Genomic DNA, 22,511 nt, shown 5'->3' with positions numbered 1-22,511 from the left:
CGATGAACAGGGTGTGAGCGGGTCGACGTGCCCTTCGGCCGGAAGGTCTGACAGTCTGGGGATGTGAATCCATCGACAGCACAGGCCCAGGTCGTGGTGGACGAGCTGGTGCGCGGGGGTGTGCGCGATGTCGTGCTGTGCCCGGGCTCGCGCAACGCGCCGCTGGCCTTCGCGCTGCAGGCGGCCGATGCGGCGGGGCGGCTGCGACTGCATATGCGCATCGACGAGCGGACCGCCGGATTCCTCGCGGTCGGCATGGCGGTGTCCACCGGGGCGCCGGTGCCGGTCGTGATGACCTCGGGAACCGCCGTGGCCAACCTCGGGCCCGCGGTGCTGGAGGCCAACTACGCCCGGCAGCCGCTGATCGTGCTCAGCGCCAACCGGCCCTACGAGATGCTGGGCAGCGGCGCCAACCAGACCGTCGAGCAGTTCGGCCTGTTCGGCAGTCAGGTGCGGGCCGCGATCAGCCTGGGCCTGGCCGAAGCGGAACCGGATTACCGCAGTCAGAACAGTGTGTGGCGGGCCGCGGTCTGTCGTGTCCTGGCCGCCGCGCGCGGCACCCGGTCCGGCAATGCCGGGCCCGTGCACTTCGACATTCCGCTGCGCGAGCCGCTGGTCCCCGATGCCGTTGCCGGCGAGCCGATTCCGGCCGGGCGCGCCGGTGACGCGCCGTGGACCGAAACCCAGTACGCGACCCTGGACGTACCGCTGGACATCGACCTGACGCTCGATACCGTCGTCATCTCCGGTCACGGCGCGGGCTATCGCGCCGAGCTGGCGCAGCTGCCCACGGTCGCCGAACCCACCGCCGCGATGCCCGGCCCCGCCCTGCATCCGCTGGCGCTGCCCCTGTTGAAGCCGCGCCAGGCCGTCATCACCGGCCGGCCGACGCTGCATCGGCAGGTGTCGAAGGTGCTGGCCGATCCGGATGTCACCGTCTTCGCGCTGACCACCGGGCCGCGCTGGCCCGATGTGTCCGGCAATGTCGTCGGCACCGGCACTCGCGCGGTCACCTCGGGGGCGCCGCGCCCGGAATGGCTCGAGCGGTGCCGCGAACTCGACGCGATGGCGTGCCGCGCGGTCCGCACCGAACTCGCCCGTCATCCCAAGCCGACCGGCCTGCATGTGGCCTCGGTGGTGATGGACGCCCTGCGCGAGGGCGACCAGCTACTGCTCGGCGCCTCGAATCCGGTGCGGGACGCGGCGCTGGTGTCGCATCCGCGTCCCGGCGTGAAGGTGCTGTCCAATCGGGGCGTGGCCGGTATCGACGGCACGGTGTCCACCGCGGTCGGCGCGGCCCTGAGCCATCCCGGCCGGACCTTCGCGCTGATCGGCGACCTGACCTTCCTGCACGACGCCTCCGGCCTGCTGATCGGTCCGGGGGAGCCGCGCCCGGCGGATCTGACGATCGTGGTCGCCAACGACGACGGCGGCGGCATCTTCGAACTGCTCGAACAGGGTGATCCGCAGTACGCCGGCGTCTTCGAGCGCATCTTCGGCACCCCGCACGGGATGGATCTGGCGGCGCTGTGCGCCGCCTACCGAATTCCGCATCGGCAGGTCGACCCGGCCGAACTGGCGGTGGAAATGACCGGGCACGCCCACGGCATTCGCGTGCTGGAGGTCGCGACCGAGCGATCCAGTCTGCGCGAGTTGCATGCCGCGGTGCGCGCCGGCATCGAATAGACCGGTACCGAATAGACCGGTACCGAATAGGCCGGTCACCGGACAGCTCAGTAACCGGCCTCGGGCTCGTCGTATTCGTCGTCGAGCGGCACGGGAATCGACTGCTCGATGAGGTCGGCCTCGGCGGCTTCGCGGTCGACGGCCGGTGCGTCGAATTCGGGTTCGTCCGGTGCCACCTCGAGATGCTGATCCAGCTGGTCGGCCTCCGGAACCATATCGACGGAGGTGGTGTCGGTGGTGCGATCGGTCATCGGTTGCTCCCTTCCGCTGGGGGTCCGACTTGCCGGATATCGCGATCCGGCACTGTCGAGGATGCCCTCACCTCGTGCGGCTGGCAACCCGCTCGTGTCCGGCCGCCGATGAATCCGGGTGGCCCGCCTCGTCCTCTCTATGAGTGCCTGTGCCGGTACAGGCCGTATTCGGAGGAGGACCACATGGCGACACCCCACTTCGATCTGGAGAGCGCCACCGACGCGATGACCGAGATCATCAGCGGCATCGGTGCGGACGATCTGAGCGCCGCGACCCCGAGCCCGGGGGTCAGCGTGCGGGATCTGCTGTTCCACACCCTCGGATTCACCGAAGGATTCCGCCAGGGTGCCACCAAGGAAGGCGTCGGCCGCTCCGCGCCGCCGCAGCAGGCGCCGGATGTCGATCTGCCGGACGGGTGGAGTGAGCTGATCACCACGCAGTTGAAAGCCCTCACCGAGGCGTGGCGCGACCCGGCCGCCTGGGAGGGCGATACCGAGGTCGGCGGCGTCACCGCTCCGGCGCCCGTGATGGCCGGATTCGCCCTGAACGAGGTGGTGATGCACAGTTGGGACCTGGCCTGTGCCACCGGCCGCCGCTTCGAGCCGGCCGACAAGGATGTCGCGGTGCTGCTGGAGCAGTTTCGCGATACGCCGCGCGAAGGCACTCCCGGTCTGTTCGGCCCGGTGGTGGAGGTTCCGGCCGATGCCTCACCGTGGGAGCGGCTGCTCGGCTTGACCGGGCGCGACCCGTACCGGCAGGTCTGAGCGCCCTGTTCGACTCCGGACCCGCCGCCGAGCGGGTTCGACCTCCGGTCGCGCCGAGCGAGGTCCGCCCGGCCGGTCTCATCGAATGAACAGGCCCGCGGCGGCCGCTGTCGTCGCGGCTTCGGCGGCGGTCACGGCCGCGGCATCGTCGATCGGGTCGCCCGAGACCAGGAAGCGGTAATAGAGCGGGGCGGAAACGGCGGAAACGACCGCGCGCGCATCGGTTCCGGGTCCGACTTCGCCGCGTTCGACCGCGGCCGTGACGCACGGCTCCCATTCGGTGATGCGCACATCGTAGAACCGGTGCAGGGCCGCGGTGGTTTCCGGATCGCAGATGGCCGCGGCGACAAGGGCTTTGAACAGCGGACCCTGGCGCGGATCGGTCAGGGTGCGCGCGACGAGGCGGGCATTGGCGGTGAGGTCGCCGCGCAGCGATCCGGTATCGGCGTGCGGCAGTGAGGTTTCCGCCATATCGGTGAGCATGTCCGCCACCAGCCCGGCCGGGGTGCGCCAGCGGCGGTAGACGGTCGTCTTGCCGACCTCCGCGCGGGCCGCGACCTCGGCGAGGTCGAGTTCGGCGAAGCCGCGTTCGGCCAGTAGATCCCCGGCCGCACGCAGGACGGATTCGCGGACGCGCGCCGTGCGACCGCCCGGGCGTACCGAACCGGGTGCGGCAGCGTCCGAGCTCATAACGGTCCTCCAGTTTCATTAGTGTCGAATCGAGTGTATCGTCCCTCCTGTTAATGAAACTGCAGTTCCGTTAGGAGTTGATCATGGACTATCGTCGATTGGGTGCCTCGGGTCTGCTCGTCCCGGCTCTCAGCTTCGGAGCGGGCACGTTCGGGGGCCGGGGCGAACTGTTCGGCGCGTGGGGCGATACCGACGCTCAGCAGGCGCGCCGGATGGTCGATGTGGCGCTCGAGGCCGGCGTCACGATGTTCGACACCGCGGACGTCTACTCCGACGGCGCCTCGGAAGAGATTCTGGGCCGCGCGATCCGCGGCCGCCGGGATCGAGTTCTGTTGTCCACCAAGGCGGGCCTGCCCACCGGGCCCGGAGCCGCCGAGGCCGGATCGGGACGTTCCCGCCTGATCACGGCCGTCGATGCCGCGCTGCGCCGGCTCGGCACCGACTACATCGATCTGTTCCAGCTGCACGCCTTCGACGCCGCGACCCCGGTCGAGGAGGTGCTGGACACGCTCGCGGATCTGGTGCGCGCCGGGAAGATCCGCTATCTGGGCGCCTCCAACTTCGCGGGCTGGCAGCTCATGAAATCCCTCGCTGCCGCCGACCGCGGCGGTCATCCACGGTATGTCGCCCATCAGGTCTACTACTCGCTGGTCGGCCGCGACTACGAATGGGAGCTGATGCCGCTCGGCCACGATCAGGGCGTCGGCGCGGTGGTGTGGAGCCCGCTGGGCTGGGGCCGGTTGACCGGCAAGATCCGGCGCGGACAACCACTTCCGGTGGGTAGCCGGCTGCATCGCACCGCCGAGGCCGGCCCGCCGGTCGACGACGAACTGCTCTACGACGTCGTGGATGTGCTCGACGAGCTCGCGGCCGAAACCGGGAAGTCCGTACCGCAGATCGCGCTGAACTGGCTGCTCTCGCGTCCGACCGTCGCGACGGTCATCGTCGGCGCCCGCAACGAGGAACAGTTGCGTCAGAACCTCGGTGCGGTCGGCTGGCAGCTCGAGCCCGGGCAACTGGCCCGGCTGAACAAGGTCAGCGCCGTGACTCCGCCGTATCCGTACTACCCCTACTACCGGCTGCCGGATTTCGCGCGGGTCAACCCGCCCATCGGAGTCGCGTAGCGGGCGGCTCAGTACACATCGCGCACATACCGTTTTTCGGCGGTCAGCTGCTTCTTGAACGCCAGCGCCGCATCCTCGTCGAGATTGCCGTGGATGCGGGCGATCTTCAGCAGGGCGTCGTCGATGTCGCGGGCCATGCGCGCGGCGTCACCGCAGACGTACAGGTGAGCGCCGTCGCGCAGCCACGACCACAGCTCGGCGCCGTGTTCGATCATGCGGTGCTGCACGTAGATCCGCTCGCGCTGGTCCCGCGAGAAGGCGAGGTCGAGCCGGGTGAGGAAGCCGGAGCGGAACATGTCCTCGAGTTCGGTGCGGTAGTAGAAGTGGTCCTGAGCGTGCTGATCGCCGAAGAACAGCCAGTTGCGCCCGCGGCATCCCAGCGCGCGGCGTTCGTGCAGGAAGCCGCGGAACGGCGCGATGCCGGTGCCCGGGCCGACCATGATCATCGGCGCGTTCGGATCCAGCGGCGGCCGGAAATGTGGTGCGCGCTGCAGGAATACGGGCACACCGCCGGTCTCGTCACGGTCGGCGAGGAAGGTGGAACACACCCCGCCGCGCGGGTCGTCGGCGGCGCCGTAGCGCACCACACCGACGGTGAGCTGCACCTCGCGCGGACTCACCAGCGGGCTCGACGAAATCGAATATTGCCGTGGTTGCAGCTTTTTCAGCACCGCGAGCCATTCCACCAGATCGGCCCGCACGGGAAAGTCGCGCAGAACGTCGACGGCATGGCGATCCCACAGATAGCGGTCCAGCTCGTTGCGGTTGTCGCGGCGCAGCAGCTTCGCCAACTGCTGACTCGGATTGTGGGCGGCGACGAAGGACAGCAGATCGCCGCTGATCTTGGTGATGTCGAAATGTGTGCGCAGTGCCGATTCCAGCGGCACGTCGCGCCCGTCGACCTCGACCGGCCGGGCACCGTCGAGTCCGGTCGCCGCCAGCCAATTCCGCACGGCGGCAGCGCCGTTCGCGGGCCACACGCCGAGGCTGTCGCCGACCTCGTAGCCGGCCTCCAGACCGCTCAGGTCGAATCCGAACTGCCGCACCTCCTTACCGGATCCGGGCCGTGACAGCAGTTCGTTGCGGATCAGCGGGGCCAGCACCGGGGCGTTGCGGGTGAAGGGCGCGGGGACCGATCGGGTGGTGCGCGCGGGCGCGGGGGCGCGGGCCTCGACGCGATCGAGTACCCGGACGCCGAGCCCCGCGGACGCACCGGCACGACCGGCATCGGTGGACGGACCCGGACCCGCGCTGAGTGTGGCCGCCGCACCACCACCGCTGGGCGCGCCGGCACGGGGGTCCTCGGTGGCCGCATTCGCGTGACCGTCGCCCAGGGCGGCGAGGACCGCGGTGATCCACTCCTGCGACGCATCCTCGTGATCCGGTTCGCTGTCGACGCGATCCAGCAGCCGGAAACCGCCCCGTTCGGACAGCAGCCGATCCATCTTGCGGCCGTAGCCGCAGAAATCGTCGTAGGAGGAGTCGCCCAGGGCGAAGATCCCGTACCGCAGGCCGGGGAAGCGAGTGGCGCTGTCCTGCAATCGATCCCAGAAGTCGGCGGCGTTGTCCGGTGGGCCGCCGTCACCGAAGGTGCTGGTGACGAGCAGGACATCACCGGTCAGTTCCGGCAGTTCACACGCGTTCATCTCGACCAGCCGGGGCGCGTGCCCGTGCTCGGCGAGGGCTGCCGCGACCGCCGCCGCCAATTCTTCGGCGGTACCGGTCTGGGAAGCCCACAGTACGGTCACCGGCCGTCGCTGTGGGCCGGCCGGAGCCGCCGAGGGGGCTGTGGCGGTGTCGCCGGGCGGGGAGGCCGTGGCCCGCGAGTACATCCCCGCCAGCAGCCCGTCGATCCACCAGCGGCTGCGGTCGGACAGCGGCGCCGATTCCGGGAGGACGGGCTGCCCCTGGACCGGAAGCGATTGCAGCGCGGCCAGATACCCGCCCAGGTAGATCCGCTCCGCCTCGCTGAGCATGGGCGCGGGCGCGGAATCGAGTCCCAGCATGGCGGCGAGGGGATGCGATATGTCCTCCGAGGTGCCGTCGCCTGTGTCTCGAGCGGGGCCGACGCGGCGCAGCGTCACCGCGCACGCCTTGAATTCCGGTTGCAGCGAATCAGGATCCACGGCGTCGTTGGTCACGGCATTGATGGTCAGATATTCCCCCTGTTCGTCGTTCCAGTGGAACGGGGCGAAACACGCGCCCGGTCGCACCCGATCGGTGATCCGCACGGGCAGCACCGCTCGCCCACGGCGAGAAGCGATCTCGATCTGATCGCCGGGTCGCACACCGAGCGCGCGCGCATCGTCGGGATGCACGTCGAGAAACGGCGCCGGATTCAATTTGTTCAGCTTCGCGACCCGCCCGGTTTTGGTCATCGTGTGCCATTGATGTTGGACGCGACCGGTATTCAGGACGAAGGGATAGTCGTCGTCGGGCATTTCGGCGGCCGCCATATGCGGCCGGGGCCAGAACACGGCCCGGCCGCTCGCGGTGGGGAAGACCAGCTCGCGCGCATCGCCGGTGCGATAGCGAATCGGGTTGCGGCGCTGCGCGGCATCGGCGCAGGGCCACTGCATCGGGCCCTCGCGCAGTGCGGCGTAACTCATTCCGCTCAGGTCGTATCCGGTCGCCGGATTCGCGAAACCGCGGATCTCGTCGAAGATCTCGGCGCTGGAAGCGTAGTCGAATCCTTCGAATCCCATCGCCGTCGCGATCCGCGCGATCCACTCCCAATCCGGCAGCGCCGCGCCGAGCGGCTCCACCGAATGCCGCAACAACGTGACATTGCGTTCGGAATTGACCATCACGCCGTCGGCTTCGGCCCACAGCGCCGCCGGCAGCAGCAGATCGGCATAGGCATTGGTCGCGGTATCGAGATAGGCGTCCTGGGTGATCACCAGTTCCGCCGCCTCCAGACCGGCGATGACGGTTTTGCGATTCGCCACCGACGCCACCGGATTACTGCAGATGATCCAGCACGCCTTGATCCGGCCGTCGGCCAAATCCCGGAACATATCGATCGTGCCGCGTCCGGATTCGGCGCGAATGGTGCCTGCCGGAAGCCGCCATGCGGTTTCGACGAAACGGCGATCGGCGTCGACGAGGGCGCTGCGCTGCCCGGGCAAACCGGGACCCATATAACCCATTTCGCGCCCGCCCATGGCATTCGGCTGCCCGGTCAGCGAGAACGGACCGCTTCCGGCCCGGCTGATGGCGCCGGTGGCCAGATGCAGATTGCAGATGGCATTGGTGTTCCACGTGCCGTGGGTGGACTGATTGAGCCCCATCGTCCACAGCGTCATCCATTCGCCGGCCGCGCCGATCCACGCGGCGGCGGTGCGAATATCGTCCTCGGCCAGTCCGGTGATCTCGGCGACGCGGGCCGGTGGATAGTCGGCGAGGAATTCCGGCATCGCCTCCCAGCCCTCGGTGTGGGCGGCGATGAATTCGGCGTCGATATCACCGTTGCCGACCAGCAGGTGCAGCAATCCGTTCAGCAACGCCAGATCGGTGCCGGGCCTGATCTGCAGGAAGAGGTCGGCCCGGGCGGCGGTGTCGGTGCGCCGCGGATCCACCACGATCAGTTTGGCGCCGGCCTTGAGCCGATCGGCCATGCGCAGGAACAGAATCGGATGGCAGTCGGCCATATTCGAGCCGATCACGAAGAACAGGTCGGCGCGGTCCAGGTCGTCGTAGGAGCCCGGCGGGCCGTCGGCGCCCAGCGATTGTTTGTATCCGGTGCCGGCGCTCGCCATGCACAGGCGCGAATTGGATTCGATATTCACCGTGCGCAGATAGCCCTTGGCCAGTTTGTTCGCCAGATACTGCGCTTCGAGTGTCATCTGCCCGGAGACGTAGAGCGCGACGGCATCGGGCCCGTATTCGTCGACGATGGCGCGCAACCGCTGCGCCGCCTGCCGCAGGGCCTCCTCGACCGCGAGTTCGACCGGTTCCTGCCCGCGCCGGGGCCGGTGCAGGGCCGTGGTCATGCGTCCGGGGGCGCGCATCAATTCCAGGTGGGTGGCGCCCTTGGTGCACAGTCGTCCGGCATTGACCGGATGCAGTGTGTCGCCACTCACCTTCGCGATGACGGGGGCGCCGGCCGCGTCGCACTCGGTCCGCACCGTGATGCCGCAGCCCACGCCGCAGTAGGAGCACGCGGTCCGGACGGTGCTCGTGGAGTTCTCGGCGCTCGACACACCCCCGATGATGGCGAGCTGCCGTTGCGACGGATTTACCGAACGTTATCGGCAGATGACGAAAATCCTCACCTCAGCGGCGCGGACGCGGTGAGATTTCCGGTTCGCGCCCGGTCGGGCGCCGTTTCCGCCGGCGGTCCGGCCGGGCGCGGTGAGCTACTTCACCCCAGTTTGTAACCGCGATGCAGCGCGACGATGCCGCCGGTCAGATTCCGCCACTGCACCGACGACCAGCCGGCGTCGGAGATCCGCATCGCCAGCTGTCGCTGATTGGGCCAGGCCCGGATCGATTCGGCCAGGTAGACGTAGGCGTCCGGATTGCTGCTGACGGCCTCGGCGACCTTCGGCAGCACCTTCATCAGGTATTCCATGTAGATCGTGCGGAACGGCCCGAAGACCGGGGTGGAGAATTCCGCCACGACCAGGCGTCCGCCCGGTTTGGTGACGCGCAGCATTTCGCGCAGCGCCGCGTCCGGTGCGGAGACGTTGCGCAGGCCGTAGGAGATGGCGACCGCGTCGAAGGAATCGTCGGCGAACGGCAGCGCGGTGGCGTCACCGTTCACCATCGGAACCCGGCGGAACCGCCCCGCCTCCAACATGCCCTTGGAGAAGTCCAGGGCCAGGCACCAGGCTCCCGACTTCGCGAATTCGGCGGTGGAGACGCCGGTTCCGGCCGCCAGATCCAGCACCCGCTCCCCGGGCCGCAGGGCCAGCGCGCGGCGGGTGGCCCAGCGCCAATAGCGGTCCTGTCCGCCGGTGAGCACCGTGTTGGTCAGGTCGTACCGCTTCGCGACCCCGTCGAACATGGATGCGACCTCATGCGGTTGCTTGTCCAACGAGGCCCGAAACGACTCTGTCTTCGCCACGGGAGTGACCCTAGCGCCCGGCGCCCGGGGCAGGGAGGCGGGCCGGTGCGCGATCACGGGGAGGATTGGGCGCCTGCGCTATTCGCTCCTCCGGCTCGACAGTGCGTAGGCCAGATGTTTGACCATCTCGGTCGCCAGCACCGCCTGACCGGAGGTCGAGAAGTGGATGCGATCCGCGCTGAGCAGGTTGTCGCGAGCGTTGACCGGGTGGTCCCACATGTCGACCACGACCGCCCCGTGGTCGGCGGCGACTCGGCGCGTGATGTCGTTCATGCTGCGAATGCGCTCGGGCCAGTCGGGCACGGCCGGTACGACATAGGCGCTCCCGAGGGTGAACGTCGTGAGCAGGGCACCCGTGCTCGCCGCGACGTCGTACATGCGCCGCATCGTCGTCTCGATCTCGTCGAAATCGGGATCGCGCCGCGTGATGTCGTTCGGGCCGCACGGCAGATGCAGCAGGTCCGGGCGGAACGCCGCGATGCGGTCGAGTTGGTGGGCCGACGTCTGCGCCGTGGTGGCCCCGATCTTCGCAGTGGCGAGATATCGCATGTCCGGGCGCACGCGCCGCAGTATTCGCATGAGCCGTTCGGGCCAGCCCGCGTTCGAGTAGCCCGGCGTAGGGTCGCCGACGCCGGCCGACAAGCTGTCGCCGGCCACGCCGAAGCGGCGCCACGGCGCGTCGAACAGCAATGCGGCCGCGGTGGTCTCGGCCAGGCAGAGCCGATCGGACTCCTCGCCCGTCGCCGGTGTGGTGGGTGTCGACATGGTCACTCGCTTCGCTTCGATCGACGGGTACGGGGTGTGATGCCGAAGGCCGTTGCCGCGCCGGCGAGGGCGACGATCGCGATGAACGACCAGCCGTGCCGGAAAGCGGTCACCATCCGGTCGGTGGTGCCGAAGGATCCGAGGAGCGCGATGAGTACCGCGACGCCCACGACATAGCCGAGCTGGCGGGCGGTGTTGACCACGGCGCTGCCGGTCGCCGAGCGGTCCGGCGGTAGATCTACGGCGGCCGAGGCGATCATCGTGGGCAGTGCGAGGCCGATGCCGATACCGGAGATCACCCAGCCCGGCAGCACAGCGGTGGTGTACCGCACGGGCGTGTCGGCGCTGAACAGCACGAGCGCGACACCGGCCGCGAACAGCGTATTGCCCAGGGCCACAACGACACCCGCCGGAAACCGGCGGACCAGTCGCTGGCTGACGGCGGCGAAGATCGGCACCATGATCGGGCCCGGGACGATGGCGAGCCCGGTTTCGATCGTGCTGAAGTGGGCCGCGTGCTCGAGCCACAGCGTGATGCTCAAAAACCAGGCCCCGAAGGCCGTGCAGAACGCCAGCACGGTGGCGTTGGCCCAGGCGAACGTGGGCACCCGGAACAGATCCGGCGGCACCACCGGATCCGGATGCCGCCGCATCCGCATGACGAATCCGGCGATGCCGAGCGCCGCCACGGCCGCGGCCGCCCAGGTCGCGCCGCCGGGCCACGCATCGCTTTCGACCAGGGCCAGCGACAGCGCGCCGATCGCCACGATCGACACCGTCACCCCCAGTAGGTCGGGCATCCGGGCGGAGGTTCGCTGCGGCGGATTCGGTACCAGCCATGCGGCCGCGAGCCCGGTCACCACGCCGACCGGCAGGTTGATCAAGAAGACCCAGCGCCAGGAGATTTCCACCAGCGCTCCGCCGACCACCGGGCCGCAGGCCGCGGCGAACGAACTGGTCGTGGCCCAGATCTTCACCGCGCCCGGCACCCGGGCCGCCGGCAGCACGGTGAGCAGCAATCCCAGGCCGGCCGGCGTCAGGGCCGCGGCTCCGACCGCCTGCACGAGCCGGAACGCCACCAGGGCCCACAGCGCCGGAGCCGCGGCACAGGCCACGCTCGCCACCGTGAACAGGGCGAGGCCCGCGAGGAATCCGGTCTTGCGGCCGAATCGGTCCGAGAATCGGCCCGCCGGAATCAACAGGGCCGCATAGACGATCGCGTAGCCGTTGAGCACCCAGCTCACATCGGCCGGTGATGATCCCCGGTAGGACTCGCCGATCTTCGTGAAGGCCACATTGACGACGAAGACGTCGAGCATCGCCACGAATGCGGCCGAGCACAGGATCCAGACGATCGCGGTCGACCGGTCGCGAACCGGCGTGGGTTCGTCCGCGGTCAAGGACTGTTCGGCTGTAGCGCCATCCATCAGGCATCCCTTCTCGTCGCCACCGGCGGGTGCCGCCGCCGATGTGTACGAAAGAATACGGTCGACCGTATGTTTATCGCAATAGTGAGTCATCCGAGCAGGAATGACATACGATCGACCGTATGGGTGTATCCGAGCAGCAGACGGCAGTGGAAAGTGCCGATCAGCGGCTACGACGCGGTGCTCGATCGCGCCGCGCGGTAACCCGTCGCTCGATCGAGATCGCGTCGGTGGACGGACTCGACGGGCTGAGCTTCGGGCGGCTGGCCGAGGATCTCGGCGTCAGCAAGGCCGGCATTCAGACCCTGTTCCGAACCAAGGAGACGCTGCAACTCGCGACCGTGGAGGCGGCGCGGGACGTGTTCGTGGACGTCGTCGTCCGTCCGGCCCGGGACGTCCCGGCGGGTGTCGCGCGACTGCGCGCCCTCGTCGACGGATGGATCGAGTACGCCGAGCGTCCGGTCTTTCCCGGCGGATGCTTCTGGGGTGCGAATCTGCCCATCTTCGACAGCCGGCCGGGGCCGGTCCGCGATGCGTTGCGCGAGCAGCAGAGTGCCTGGGTTGCCCTGCTGGCGACCCAGTTCCGGCGGGCGGTCGACGCCGGCGAGATCGCCGATACGGAACCCGAGACCGCCGCCTTCGAGGTCGCGGCCGTACTGAATGCCCTGAATCTCGCACTGCGCCTCGGCGACGACGCCGGCATGGCCATGGCACGACGGTCCGTCGACCGTCTGCTCCGGAGTCCGCGGAAAACTCACGAGCCCTGACACTGCCGAGTTCCCGAAACAGCAGAAGCCCCGAAACCGCAGCGGCCCGGAACCCGCTGGACCGCTTGCGGCACCGCGGGGATCAGGCGCTGCGGTGCAAGACTTCCCGGCCGCCGATCACCTCGTGATAGTGCCCCATCAGCTCGGTGCAGATCGCGGGCCAGGTGCGGTGCAGCACCGATTTGCGTGCGGCGCCGGCGAATCGGGCTCGAAGAGCCGGATCACGCAGCGCCGCAACCGCACTCGGCAGCAGTTCGGCGAACCGGTCGACCGGCAGCAGATATCCGTTGCGGCAGTGGGCGATCAGATCGCGAGGGCCGCCGGCATCGGGGCCGATCACCGGAGTGCCGCAGGCCAGCGCCTCCTGTACGCCCTGACAGAAGGTTTCGTGTTCGCCCGGGTGGACCATCAGATCCAGGCTCGCATAGGCCCGCGCCAGCTCGGCGCCGCCGAGTTCGCCGGTGAAGACGGCCGTCGGCAGCAGGCGCCGCAGCTGCGCTCGTTCCGGTCCGTCGCCGACCACGACCAGCCGGATATCGGGATCGCCGGCCAGCGCGGCGAGACGTTCGACGTGTTTCTCCGGCGCCAGTCGGCCGACGAATCCGACCACCAGCCGGTCGCCGTCCGCCCACCGCGCGTGCAGGCCGGCGTCGCGCGCACCGGGCGTGAACCGCACCGCGTCCACGCCCCGCGCCCAGCGGTGCACCCGGGTGATGCCGTGGCGCTCGAGATCCGCCATCGCCGCCGACGAGGGCGCCAGGGTGCGCGCCGCGCGATTGTGGATGCGCCGCGTCCAGGCCCACGCCGCCCGCTGCGCGGCCCCCAGCCCGTAACTGGCCGCGAATCCGGCCACATCGGTCTGATACACCGCCACGGCGGGCAGATCCAGGCGCAATGCCGCCGCCGCCCCGCCGGCGCCGAGCAGAAACGGCGAGGCCAGATGCACCACATCGGCGTCGAAATCCTCGATGGCCGAGGTCAGCAATGGTTGCGGCAGACCGACCGGCAGCGAGCTGATCCGCGGCACCATGACCGCCGGCACCCGGATCACCGGAAAGCGGCCGTACGAGCGCGGCGCCGCGGCCCGGCCGCGAGGAGTGTCCGGGGCGATGACGAGCGCATCGTGTCCGTTGCGGTCCAGGTGGGCCAGGACCTGCAGCACGGAGTTCACGACACCGTTCATATTCGGCAGAAACGATTCGGAGACGATCGCTACACGCACACCTGCAGTGTGCGATGCGCGGCACGCCAGGACACCACACCCACGTGACGGGTGTGCGAAGTTCGGGCGAACAGCTAACCGGAGGTGCGCACCGAACGGCGCTCGAAGCGGCGCACCACCCACAGCACCGGCAGCGCCACCACCCACACCACCACGATCACCGAGAGCGCCGGAATGACCGCGACCCGGGCGTCGCGCCCGGCGACCCGGACCAATTCCGGATCGCTGCGGCTGTATTCGACATTGATCCGCTCGCCGGCGGTGAGTTTGGTGGGATACAGCACCCCCACCTTCGGATTGTGCGTGACACCGTCCGGTGTCACATAGGTGACCGCGGACCGCAACCGGCCCGCCGACAACACCTCTGCACTGGTCACGCCCTTGTCGGAGCTGATCAGCAGATCGTCGCGCCAGGCCGCCAGCACCAGCAGCACGGCCAGCACGCTCACCGCGGTAGCGATCACCGCGATGGTGATCCGGGTCCGGCGAAGACGAGGTGAACCGGCCTCGGCTCGGTGCTCGCGCGCAGCAGACTCGGTGGTTTCCGACACCGCACCAGGCTATTGCATGGTTCCGATAGCGTGTGCGCTCATGTCCCGAAACTTCCGCTTCACCGTGTCATATACCGTCCCGGTCGAGGAACTGCACCGGGCGCTCACGAGCGACGAATTCTGGCACGCCCGCTTCGAGGGCGCCGAGACCGCGACCATCGAACTGGCCCACCCGAACGGGCCCGGCACCATCCATCTGCGCATGACCGAGACGGCGCGCCAGGACAAGATCCCGGCCATCGTCCGCAAGGTACTCAAGGCCGAACTCGTGCTCGAACGCACCGACGACTGGGGCCCGCTGGAGGGTGACTCCGCCACGGGCACGTTCTCCGCGACCTCCTCGGGCATCTCCTCGGAGATGACCGGCAAGTACCTGCTGCGGGCCGCGGGCACGGGCTCCGAACTCGAGGTCACCGGCAGTGTGAAGGTGAAGGTCCCGCTGGTCGGCGGGGCCATCGAGCCGCTCGCCGAACAGTTGCAGCACCGGGTGGTCAACAGCGAGCGCAAGTTCGTCGAGAAGTACTTCGCCACCGAATCCGGGGCATAGCCGGCAGTGGTGGGTGCGAGCGGCGCAGGCTCGCACCCGTCGCACGTTCGGCTACTGCGCCCCCGGACCGAAAGCGCCACCGTCGAATTCGCGCTGTTCGACCAGGACGAGCCAATTGCCGGAGTTGTCGCGCATCACCGCCTCCACGCCGTACGGGCGTTCCGCGGGCGGCTGCACGAATTCCACACCCTTCGCGGTGAGCTCCTCGTAGGCCTTCTGGCAGTCCTCCGTGCGCAATCCCAGCGCGCCCATGGTGCCCTTGCCGAGGGAGCGGCGGATCGCCTCGGCCATCGTCTCGTCGAGCGGCGGACCCGGAACCATCAGCGTCACCTCGAGTTCCGGATGATCCGGTTGCGCCACGGTGACCCAGCGGAAACCGTTGTCGCCCATCGAGATATCGGCGGTTTCGATGAAACCCAGCTTGTCGATGTACCACTGCTTGGCGGCGGACTGATCGGTCACATACACCGTGACCAGCGATACGTTGGTGATCGTCGTCATGAGCTGAGGCTATGAGCCTTCGGTGCCCGCCGGCTTCTCCGAAATTGCGCCACCGGGACCGGGCGCCGGCTCCGGCGGTTTCCGATCGGAGAGGCCGTGCATGAACACGTAACACCCCGGAATGCGCGGAACTCCGTCTGCCGCGAATTTCGCCTGATAGGCCGACGGTGTCATCCCCACCAGTTCGGTGAACTTGCGGCTGAACGAGCCCAGGCTCGTATACCCGACCAGCATGCACGCCTCGGTTACGGTGATGTTGGTGGCGCGCAACAGGTCCTGCGCTCGTTCGATGCGCCGCTCGGCCAGATACAGCGCGGGGGTGCGGCCGTAGGTGGCGGCGAAACAGCGCAGGAAATGATATTTCGAGACCCCGGCGGTCGCGGCCAGTTCGTCCACGTCGAGCGGACGGGCGTATTCGCGATCGACCAGATCCCGCGCCCGGCGCAGATGCGGAAGCAGATCCTCGGGCACCGACGGGGTTCGATCGCGGCGGGCACCGCGGTCATCCGCGCGCCGGTTGTCCACGCTGCGGTTTCCCACGCTGCCTCCTGCCTGCCCGACGGCCCCGCGCATCGCTCAGCTGAACGGTGCCGGATCGTCGAAACGCAGCGAGGCCCGGCCCGCCGCCCGCCAGGCCCGGGCGGTGAGGTCGGCATCCTCTTCATCGACGAGATTGCCCATCACCCGCACGGCCGTGCGCTGCAGCAGCGCCGAACGCATCACCGGCGGCCCGCCGGTCGGGACCATGCGCGGATGGGTGGCCAGCGCCGCGATCCGGCGGGCCACCGAGAAGGTGCGCCCGTAGCGGGCCCGCAGCAGATCCGGCCATAGCGTGGTCAGATCCGGTTCGCCCAGCAGTCCGGACAGCAGGTGACCGCCCTCGAGCCCGTAGTCGATGCCCTCGCCGTTGAGCGGATTCACACATCCGGCGGCATCGCCCACCAGCACCCAGTTGCGGCCCGCGATATTCGACACCGCCCCGCCCATCGGCAGCAGCGCCGAGGCGACGGCCCGCGCCTCGCCCTCGAACTGCCATTCCTGCCGACGCTGCGAAACATAATGCTGCAGAAGAGGTTTCAACGCGATATGCGAGGGCCGGCGTTCGGTGGCCAGGGAGCCCACGCCGATGTTGACCTCGCCGTTGCCCAGCGGGAACACCCAGCCGTAGCCGGGCACCAGAGCGCCCTCGGCATCGCGCAGTTCCAGGTGCGAGGTGATCCATTCGTCGTCGCTGCGGGCGGAGCGGATGTAGGCGCGGGCGGCCACACCGTAGGCGAAGCGGCGATGCCAGACGCGGCCCAGCAACTTTCCGACCGGCGAACGCACCCCGTCGGCGACGATGAGGATGTCGCAGCGAATGTCTTGCGAGCCCGATTCGGTCTGCACGGTGACACCGGTGACCTGATCGTCCGCGCGCGCCACCGCGACCACCCGCGCCCCGTCGACCATGCGGGCGCCCCACTTGACCGCGGTCTCACGCAGCTTGTCGTCGAGTTCGGTTCGGGGAACGGCACTTCCGTAGGTGGGAAAGGATCCGCCCGGCCAGGGCAGCAGCGCCTCCCGGCCGAATCCGGCCATCCGCAGGCCCCGGTTGACGGTATGCGCGCGCAGCCATTCGCCCAGCCCGAGCGCCTCCAGTTCCGCGGTGGCGCGCGGGGTCAATCCGTCGCCGCAGGTCTTGTCCCGGGGAAACACCGCGGCATCGGTGAGCAACACCTCGCGCCCCGCCCGCGCCGCCCAGGCCGCCGCCGCGGAACCGGCCGGTCCCGCGCCCACCACCAGCACCTCGACGTGCTCGGGCAAGATCGTGCCGCCCTCACGTTCCGGTGCCGTCGAACCGCCGTCCTGAGCTGAACCCATAAGCCCAATAGTGGCAGAGGTGCAGCTCCCGGTTCGCTCGGGCGGGTTGTGTGCCGAGCCGCTCGGTACGCCGACGATGTTGCGCTACCCGAAACGATTCGGTCGGTAGTCACGCCGCACTTCTGGGTATGGGTTTCTAGGATGGTGCTCGAAAGCGGTTTCGGCCTCGATTTCGGACCGACGGAGCGGGGGAGTGAAGCGGAGGAGCGGAGGAGGGAAAAATCGAGGCCCAGGGGGCCGAAACCCCGCCGGAGCGAAGCGGAGGCCACAGGCAGAGTGACGGTGTTCATGGGAGGGGGGAGGACAACACGCTAGGTTCTTCGGTGTGGGGACGGACGCGGCATTGGGAGAAGACATGAGTGCATCGGCTGTGAGCGATGAAAGCACCGTGGTTGCCGGGGTCGATCTCGGCGATCCCGAGCTCGCGGCGACCGTGCGCAACGGGCTCGACGAGGTGGAGAAGCTGCTGGTCAGCGAGCTCTCCGACGGGGAGGACTTCCTGCTGGAAGCCGCGCTACACCTGGCGCGCGCAGGCGGTAAGCGGTTCCGGCCGCTGTTCACCATCCTCACCGGTCAGCTCGGTCCGCGCCCGACCGACCCCGATCTGATCACCGCCGGCACCGTGGTCGAACTGGTGCATCTGGCCACGCTCTACCACGACGACGTGATGGACGAGGCGTCGATGCGCCGCGGCGCCCCCAGCGTGAACTCGCGATGGGGCAACAGCATCGCCATCCTCTCCGGCGACTATCTGTTCGCGCACGCCTCCCGCCTGGTGTCCACCCTGGGCCCGGACGCCGTGCGCATCATCGCCGAGACCTTCGCCGAACTGGTCACCGGTCAGATGCGGGAAACCTTGGGCGCCAAGAAATCTCAGGATCCGGTCGAACACTATCTGCGGGTGGTGTGGGAGAAGACCGGGTCGCTGATCGCCGCATCGGGGCGCTTCGGCGGCACCTTCTCCGGCGCGAGCCTGGACGACGTGGAGCGGCTGGCTCGCCTCGGCGACGCGGTCGGCACCGCCTTCCAGATCTCCGACGACATCATCGACATCTCCTCGGTGTCCGAGCAGTCCGGTAAGACACCGGGCACCGACCTGCGCGAGGGCGTGCACACCCTGCCGGTGCTGTACGCGCTGCGCGACGAGGGCGCCGAGGGTGACCGGCTGCGCACGCTGCTGGCCCGGCCGCTGGAATCCGACGACGAGGTCGCCGAGGCGCTGGAGCTGCTGTCCCGCTCGCGCGGCATGGTGCTGGCCAAGCAGAAGTTGCAAGGCTACGCCGATATCGCGCATGCCGAACTCTCGGCTCTGCCGCAGGGCCCGGCCAACGATGCGCTGGAGCGCCTGGTCCGATACACCATCGAGCGAGTCGGCTGAGCCTGTCCGCCGTCGCACCGGCGGACAGGCTCGGAGTTCGGTAGTCGCGCCGCTGTGATCGATATCGCAGCGCTGTGATCGATGACGCAAACGCCGAGCGCCCGTGCTCCGGGCGGAACCCGAGTTCCCCGCCGATCGTTGATCCGACATGCATGGTTACGCGAACGGTTTGAAGACCTTCGGGCTGATGGTCGGCCTGTCGGCACTGATCGTGTTCGCAGGCGCGATGTTCCGCAGCCCCACGATTCTGATCATCGCCATCCTGCTGGCCGTGGGCATGAACGCCTACGCCTACTTCAGCAGCGACAAGCTGGCCCTGCGGGCCATGCACGCGCAGCCGGTATCCGAACTCGAAGCGCCCGTGATGTACAAGATCGTGCGTGAGCTGGCCACCACCGCGCGCCAGCCCATGCCGCGGCTGTACATCAGCCCGACGAATGCCCCCAACGCGTTCGCCACCGGTCGCAACCCGCGCCACGCGGCGGTGTGCTGTACCAGCGGCATCCTGCAGATCCTCGACGAACGGGAGCTGCGCGCGGTGGTCGGTCACGAACTGTCGCACGTCTACAACCGCGACATCCTGATCTCCTCGGTCGCCGGCGCGCTCGCCGCGGTCATCTCGGGCCTGGCCAACCTGGCCTTCTTCGCGAGCATGTTCGGCGGCGGCAGCCGCGACGGTGAAGGCCCGAACATCCTCGGCGTGCTGCTGGTCTCGCTGCTCGGCCCGATCGCGGCCACCCTGATCAAACTCGCCGTCTCCCGCTCCCGCGAATACCAGGCCGATCAGGACGGCGCCGAACTCACCGGCGACCCGCTGGCCCTGGCCTCGGCGCTGCGCAAGCTCGAACGCGGCACCCAGGCCGCGCCGCTACCGCCCGAACCGCAGCTGACCGCGCAGTCGCACCTGATGATCGCCAACCCCTTCCGGGCCGGCGACAAGATGGCGCGCTGGTTCTCCACCCACCCGCCGATGGGCGAGCGCATCCAGCGCCTCGAGCACATGGCGGGCGGGCCCCGCAGCTACTAGCGGTAGTTGACGAACTGCAGGGCCACGTCGAGATCCGTGCCCTTCAGCAGCGCGATGACGGCCTGCAGGTCGTCGCGCTTCTTGCCGCTGACCCGCAGTTCGTCGCCCTGGATCTGCGCCTTCACGCCCTTGGGGCCCTCGTCGCGGATCTTCTTGGCGATCTTCTTCGCGTTCTCCGGGGAGATGCCCTGCACCAGGGTGCCGGTGATCTTGTAGGTCTTGCCCGAGGCGGCCGGCTCGCCCGCGTCGAACGCCTTCAGCGAGATGTCGCGGCGAATCAGCTTCTCCTTGAACACCTCCAGCGCGGCCTTCACCCGCTCCTCGGATTCGGCCGACAGCACGATCTTCTCCTCACCCGACCAGTCGATGCTCGCACCCGTGCCGCGGAAGTCATAGCGGGTGTTGAGCTCCTTGGCCGCCTGGTTGAGGGCGTTGTCGACCTCCTGCCGGTCGACCTTGCTGACGACATCGAATGACGAATCGGCCACGCTGCGCTCCTGTCTGACGGCTCACATTTCACCCGGAACTCCGGTAGGGAACTTTCTACCCCGGCCGCCCCGCATCGGTCACGGCACCCCCGCTGGCCAGCCGGTTTGCATCCGAGCGCCCTGGTCGTTGTATTCTGCTCTGCGCGCTGGCAACAGTGCGAAAGGCGGATTGCCCGAGTGGCCAAAGGGAGCTGACTGTAAATCAGCCGCGCAAGCTTCGGAGGTTCGAATCCTTCATCCGCCACCCTCTCAGGGCTCCTCCTACTCGGGAGGAGCCCTCGTCGTATTCGAGGGTGATTCGTGGGGGCCCGGCCCCACACCCCCACGCCGGGAGGGCTTCGCCCCTTCCAGCCGGTGGCGTTTCCGGCTTCGGTTGCGTTCCGCCGGCGCGCGGGCCCGGGGTTGTGGAGTGGTTGGGGTGTCCGTCTCGCCCGATGAGCGAAGACCTTGGTGTAGTAGTTCGAAATTCCGCTCTGACCAGCGGGTTTGGTATCTCCGCAGGGAAGTGTGTAACCTCGTTCAAGGCTTCAGCGCCCCGGGTTCGAGGAATCGAGTTCGGAGCGAACGAAGCCATGCCCCCTTAGCTCAGTCGGCAGAGCGTTTCCATGGTAAGGAAAAGGTCAACGGTTCGATTCCGTTAGGGGGCTCGCCGGATTGCCGGTGGTGACCGACGGCATGTCCGAGGCCGGGCGCCATGGCAAACCGACCTTATGGCGGTGTAGCTCAGTCGGTAGAGCAAACGACTCATAATCGTTGTGTCGCCGGTTCAAGTCCGGCCATCGCTACAAAACTGATACCCCGTCAGGTTGACCCGAAAGAAGGCATATCGTGGCCGCGAAGTCCACCGATGTCCGGCCAAAGATCACCTTGGCCTGCGAGCAGTGCAAGCATCGCAACTACATCACCAAGAAGAACCGGCGCAACGACCCGGATCGTCTGGAGCTGAAGAAGTTCTGCCCGAACTGCGGCACCCACCGGGCGCACCGCGAATCTCGCTAGATCTCATCGCGTGCACGCTGCCGCGCGCGAAGTCGGCGCCCGGATCCAGGGAGGTCTGTCGATGACCTTCCCGGATATTCGTGGACCGCGCCGACCCATGCAGCACCTCATGCCGGAGCAGGTTTCCCGACCCGCTCCGGCATTTGCTGTACTTGCGGTAGTTTCACGCTCCGCAGACTCCCGGTAGCGGAGTCAGATAGGGACTCAACTCTCCGTGACAATCAACACCGGAACCGATGCCGTGGACGCGCAGAACGCCGACACCGAACCGTTCGACCCGTCGGCCCACGCCGCCGCCATGGTCGGACATCACTACCGCGTCGACGACTACTACGAGGTCGGCCGCGAGAAGGTGCGCGAATACGCACGCGCGGTGCAGGACTACCACCCCGCGCACTGGGACGAGAGCGTCGCCCGCGAGTACGGCCACGACGGACTGCTCGCACCGGTGACGTTCATCTCCCTGGTCGGCATCCTGGCCCAGCGCAAGCTGTTCGAACAGGTCGTCACGGGTTACGACCTGAGCCAGATCATGCAGACCGACCAGATCCTGGAATTCCACCGCCCGATCCGGGTCGGCGACCAGCTCACCTGCGACGTCTACCTGCACTCGTTCCGGCAGGCCTTCGGCGGCGACATCATCGTCACCAAGAACATCGTCACGGCGCAGAACGACGAACTGGTGCTCACCACGTACACCACCCTGGTCGGCCGCAGCGGCGGTGACGTCGATCCCAATATCGCCGACGCGGTCCGCAACATCCTCATGCACGGCATGGGGGAGGCGCCCGACCGCCCGACCGCCGAGCCGCCCATCACGGCGCCCCCGGTGCCGGTGACCACGGTTCCCGAGGTCACGGTCAGCAAGCACACGCGCTCGTTCGACAGCGTGGCCGTCGGTGACGAACTGCCGGCCCGCATCGTCCGGCTCACTCGCGGCGACCTGGTGAACTACGCGGGCGTCTCCGGTGACGCGAACCCGATCCACTGGAGCGACGAGGTCGTCGCGCTCGCCGGCCTGGACAACGTCGTCGCGCACGGCATGCTCACCATGGGCCTGGGCGGCGGATTCGTCACCTCCTGGCTCGGTGACCCGGGCGCGGTGAAGGAATACAACGTGCGTTTCACCAGCCCGGTCTACGTGCCCGGTGACCACCCGGCCGAGGTCGAATACACCGGCAAGGTGAAGTCGGTGGACCCGGAGAACCGCACCGCCGTGATCGCGATCGTCGCCAAATCCGGCGGCCGGAAAATCTTCGGACGTGCGACCGCGACGGTGCAGCTGGCATGATGGTCGGCGGGCCGGCAAGTCGCTTCGCGGTGGCCGACGGCCCGATTGGCTATCCGCCGGGGCGGTAACGTACACTCGGATTTCTGGGGTCGCCAGCCACTGCG

At 68.4% G+C, this 22,511-nt stretch carries 21 protein-coding genes and 3 tRNA genes; 12 read left to right on the top strand and 12 right to left on the bottom strand.

Features of this window, described 5'->3' with window-relative positions; all coding sequences use genetic code 11:
• Positions 1-63: 63 nt before the first annotated feature.
• Positions 64-1,686 (top strand): 2-succinyl-5-enolpyruvyl-6-hydroxy-3-cyclohexene-1-carboxylic-acid synthase, encoded by a 1,623-nt coding sequence (menD, locus tag NK1_RS25200; protein WP_063012547.1) that lies wholly within the window; start codon positions 64-66, stop codon positions 1,684-1,686.
• 47 nt (positions 1,687-1,733) lie between these two features.
• Here the strand turns inward: menD and NK1_RS25195 are convergent, their stop codons facing one another.
• Entirely contained in the window at positions 1,734-1,937 is a 204-nt protein-coding gene (locus NK1_RS25195) for an Rv3202a family protein (protein ID WP_063002244.1), read from the bottom strand.
• Positions 1,938-2,120: 183 nt separating this feature from the next.
• On the opposite strand from NK1_RS25195, the gene NK1_RS25190 reads away from it, so the two are divergent.
• The gene (locus tag NK1_RS25190; protein WP_063012544.1) at positions 2,121-2,702 is read left to right on the top strand and encodes a TIGR03086 family metal-binding protein; all 582 of its coding nucleotides are present in this window, start codon (positions 2,121-2,123) and stop codon (positions 2,700-2,702) included.
• 78 nt (positions 2,703-2,780) lie between these two features.
• On the opposite strand, the gene NK1_RS25185 is transcribed toward NK1_RS25190, so the two are convergent.
• A complete protein-coding gene (locus NK1_RS25185) occupies positions 2,781-3,392 on the bottom strand; it encodes a TetR/AcrR family transcriptional regulator (protein WP_063012542.1) in 612 nt (203 codons plus the stop codon).
• 83 nt (positions 3,393-3,475) lie between these two features.
• Here NK1_RS25185 and NK1_RS25180 point away from each other — a divergent pair, with 83 nt between their 5' ends.
• Positions 3,476-4,516, top strand: a complete 1,041-nt coding sequence (locus NK1_RS25180; RefSeq protein WP_063012540.1) for an aldo/keto reductase — start codon at positions 3,476-3,478, stop codon at positions 4,514-4,516.
• Between the two features lie 8 nt (positions 4,517-4,524).
• Here NK1_RS25180 and NK1_RS25175 read toward each other — a convergent pair whose 3' ends face one another.
• The 4 genes from NK1_RS25175 to NK1_RS25160 form a co-directional block, all read right to left on the bottom strand.
• Entirely contained in the window at positions 4,525-8,718 is a 4,194-nt protein-coding gene (locus NK1_RS25175; protein WP_063012538.1) for a bifunctional nitrate reductase/sulfite reductase flavoprotein subunit alpha, read from the bottom strand.
• Positions 8,719-8,879: 161 nt separating this feature from the next.
• Positions 8,880-9,584, bottom strand: a complete 705-nt coding sequence (locus tag NK1_RS25170) for a demethylmenaquinone methyltransferase (RefSeq protein ID WP_063012536.1) — start codon at positions 9,582-9,584, stop codon at positions 8,880-8,882.
• 78 nt (positions 9,585-9,662) lie between these two features.
• Positions 9,663-10,349, bottom strand: a complete 687-nt coding sequence (locus NK1_RS25165; protein WP_063012534.1) for an SGNH/GDSL hydrolase family protein — start codon at positions 10,347-10,349, stop codon at positions 9,663-9,665.
• 2 nt (positions 10,350-10,351) lie between these two features.
• Positions 10,352-11,776 carry an MFS transporter gene (locus NK1_RS25160; RefSeq protein ID WP_063012621.1) on the bottom strand — a complete coding sequence of 475 codons (1,425 nt, stop codon included), beginning with the start codon at positions 11,774-11,776 and terminating at the stop codon, positions 10,352-10,354.
• 122 nt (positions 11,777-11,898) lie between these two features.
• Between NK1_RS25160 and NK1_RS25155 the strand changes: the two genes are divergently transcribed.
• Positions 11,899-12,543 carry a TetR/AcrR family transcriptional regulator gene (locus tag NK1_RS25155; protein WP_063012532.1) on the top strand — a complete coding sequence of 215 codons (645 nt, stop codon included), beginning with the start codon at positions 11,899-11,901 and terminating at the stop codon, positions 12,541-12,543.
• Between the two features lie 82 nt (positions 12,544-12,625).
• On the opposite strand, the gene NK1_RS25150 is transcribed toward NK1_RS25155, so the two are convergent.
• Together NK1_RS25150 and NK1_RS25145 are read right to left on the bottom strand one after the other, a co-directional pair.
• Positions 12,626-13,765: a glycosyltransferase family 4 protein gene (locus NK1_RS25150; RefSeq protein ID WP_063012530.1), complete on the bottom strand. Its 1,140-nt coding sequence runs from the start codon at positions 13,763-13,765 to the stop codon at positions 12,626-12,628.
• Positions 13,766-13,839: 74 nt separating this feature from the next.
• Positions 13,840-14,316, bottom strand: a complete 477-nt coding sequence (locus tag NK1_RS25145; RefSeq protein ID WP_245660798.1) for a DUF3592 domain-containing protein — start codon at positions 14,314-14,316, stop codon at positions 13,840-13,842.
• Positions 14,317-14,356: 40 nt separating this feature from the next.
• On the opposite strand from NK1_RS25145, the gene NK1_RS25140 reads away from it, so the two are divergent.
• Positions 14,357-14,863, top strand: a complete 507-nt coding sequence (locus NK1_RS25140) for a DUF2505 domain-containing protein (protein ID WP_063012528.1) — start codon at positions 14,357-14,359, stop codon at positions 14,861-14,863.
• Between the two features lie 51 nt (positions 14,864-14,914).
• Here the strand turns inward: NK1_RS25140 and NK1_RS25135 are convergent, their stop codons facing one another.
• The 3 genes from NK1_RS25135 to NK1_RS25125 form a co-directional block, all read right to left on the bottom strand.
• Positions 14,915-15,364 carry a VOC family protein gene (locus NK1_RS25135; protein WP_063012526.1) on the bottom strand — a complete coding sequence of 150 codons (450 nt, stop codon included), beginning with the start codon at positions 15,362-15,364 and terminating at the stop codon, positions 14,915-14,917.
• A gap of 9 nt (positions 15,365-15,373) precedes the next feature.
• A complete protein-coding gene (locus tag NK1_RS25130) occupies positions 15,374-15,835 on the bottom strand; it encodes a helix-turn-helix transcriptional regulator (RefSeq protein WP_063012618.1) in 462 nt (153 codons plus the stop codon).
• Positions 15,836-15,940: 105 nt separating this feature from the next.
• A complete protein-coding gene (locus NK1_RS25125; protein WP_063012523.1) occupies positions 15,941-17,224 on the bottom strand; it encodes a geranylgeranyl reductase family protein in 1,284 nt (427 codons plus the stop codon).
• Positions 17,225-17,579: 355 nt separating this feature from the next.
• Between NK1_RS25125 and NK1_RS25120 the strand changes: the two genes are divergently transcribed.
• Positions 17,580-18,602, top strand: coding sequence for a polyprenyl synthetase family protein (locus tag NK1_RS25120; RefSeq protein WP_030516270.1), 1,023 nt, complete (start codon positions 17,580-17,582; stop codon positions 18,600-18,602).
• A 148-nt stretch (positions 18,603-18,750) separates the two neighbouring features.
• Entirely contained in the window at positions 18,751-19,629 is an 879-nt protein-coding gene (gene htpX, locus NK1_RS25115; protein ID WP_063012521.1) for a zinc metalloprotease HtpX, read from the top strand.
• Here htpX and NK1_RS25110 read toward each other — a convergent pair.
• Positions 19,626-20,117: a YajQ family cyclic di-GMP-binding protein gene (locus tag NK1_RS25110; protein WP_036505887.1), complete on the bottom strand. Its 492-nt coding sequence runs from the start codon at positions 20,115-20,117 to the stop codon at positions 19,626-19,628. The genes htpX and NK1_RS25110 overlap by 4 nt on opposite strands.
• 163 nt (positions 20,118-20,280) lie before the next feature.
• Here NK1_RS25110 and NK1_RS25105 point away from each other — a divergent pair.
• From NK1_RS25105 to NK1_RS25085, 5 genes are all read left to right on the top strand, one after another.
• Positions 20,281-20,361 (top strand) — tRNA-Tyr (locus NK1_RS25105).
• Positions 20,362-20,691: 330 nt separating this feature from the next.
• Positions 20,692-20,764, top strand: a tRNA-Thr gene (locus NK1_RS25100).
• Between the two features lie 65 nt (positions 20,765-20,829).
• Positions 20,830-20,902, top strand: a tRNA-Met gene (locus tag NK1_RS25095).
• Positions 20,903-20,945: 43 nt separating this feature from the next.
• Complete coding sequence (gene rpmG, locus NK1_RS25090) at positions 20,946-21,116, top strand: 50S ribosomal protein L33 (protein ID WP_011211653.1); 171 nt, start codon at positions 20,946-20,948, stop codon at positions 21,114-21,116.
• A 220-nt stretch (positions 21,117-21,336) separates the two neighbouring features.
• Entirely contained in the window at positions 21,337-22,407 is a 1,071-nt protein-coding gene (locus NK1_RS25085) for a fused (3R)-hydroxyacyl-ACP dehydratase subunits HadA/HadB (RefSeq protein WP_084461541.1), read from the top strand.
• Positions 22,408-22,511: the final 104 nt, after the last annotated feature.

Source organism: Nocardia kruczakiae NBRC 101016, assembly GCF_001612965.1.
Taxonomy (GTDB): domain Bacteria; phylum Actinomycetota; class Actinomycetes; order Mycobacteriales; family Mycobacteriaceae; genus Nocardia; species Nocardia kruczakiae.
Note: the sequence above shows the minus strand (reverse complement) of the source record. Positions and strands in the feature narration are given on the sequence as shown.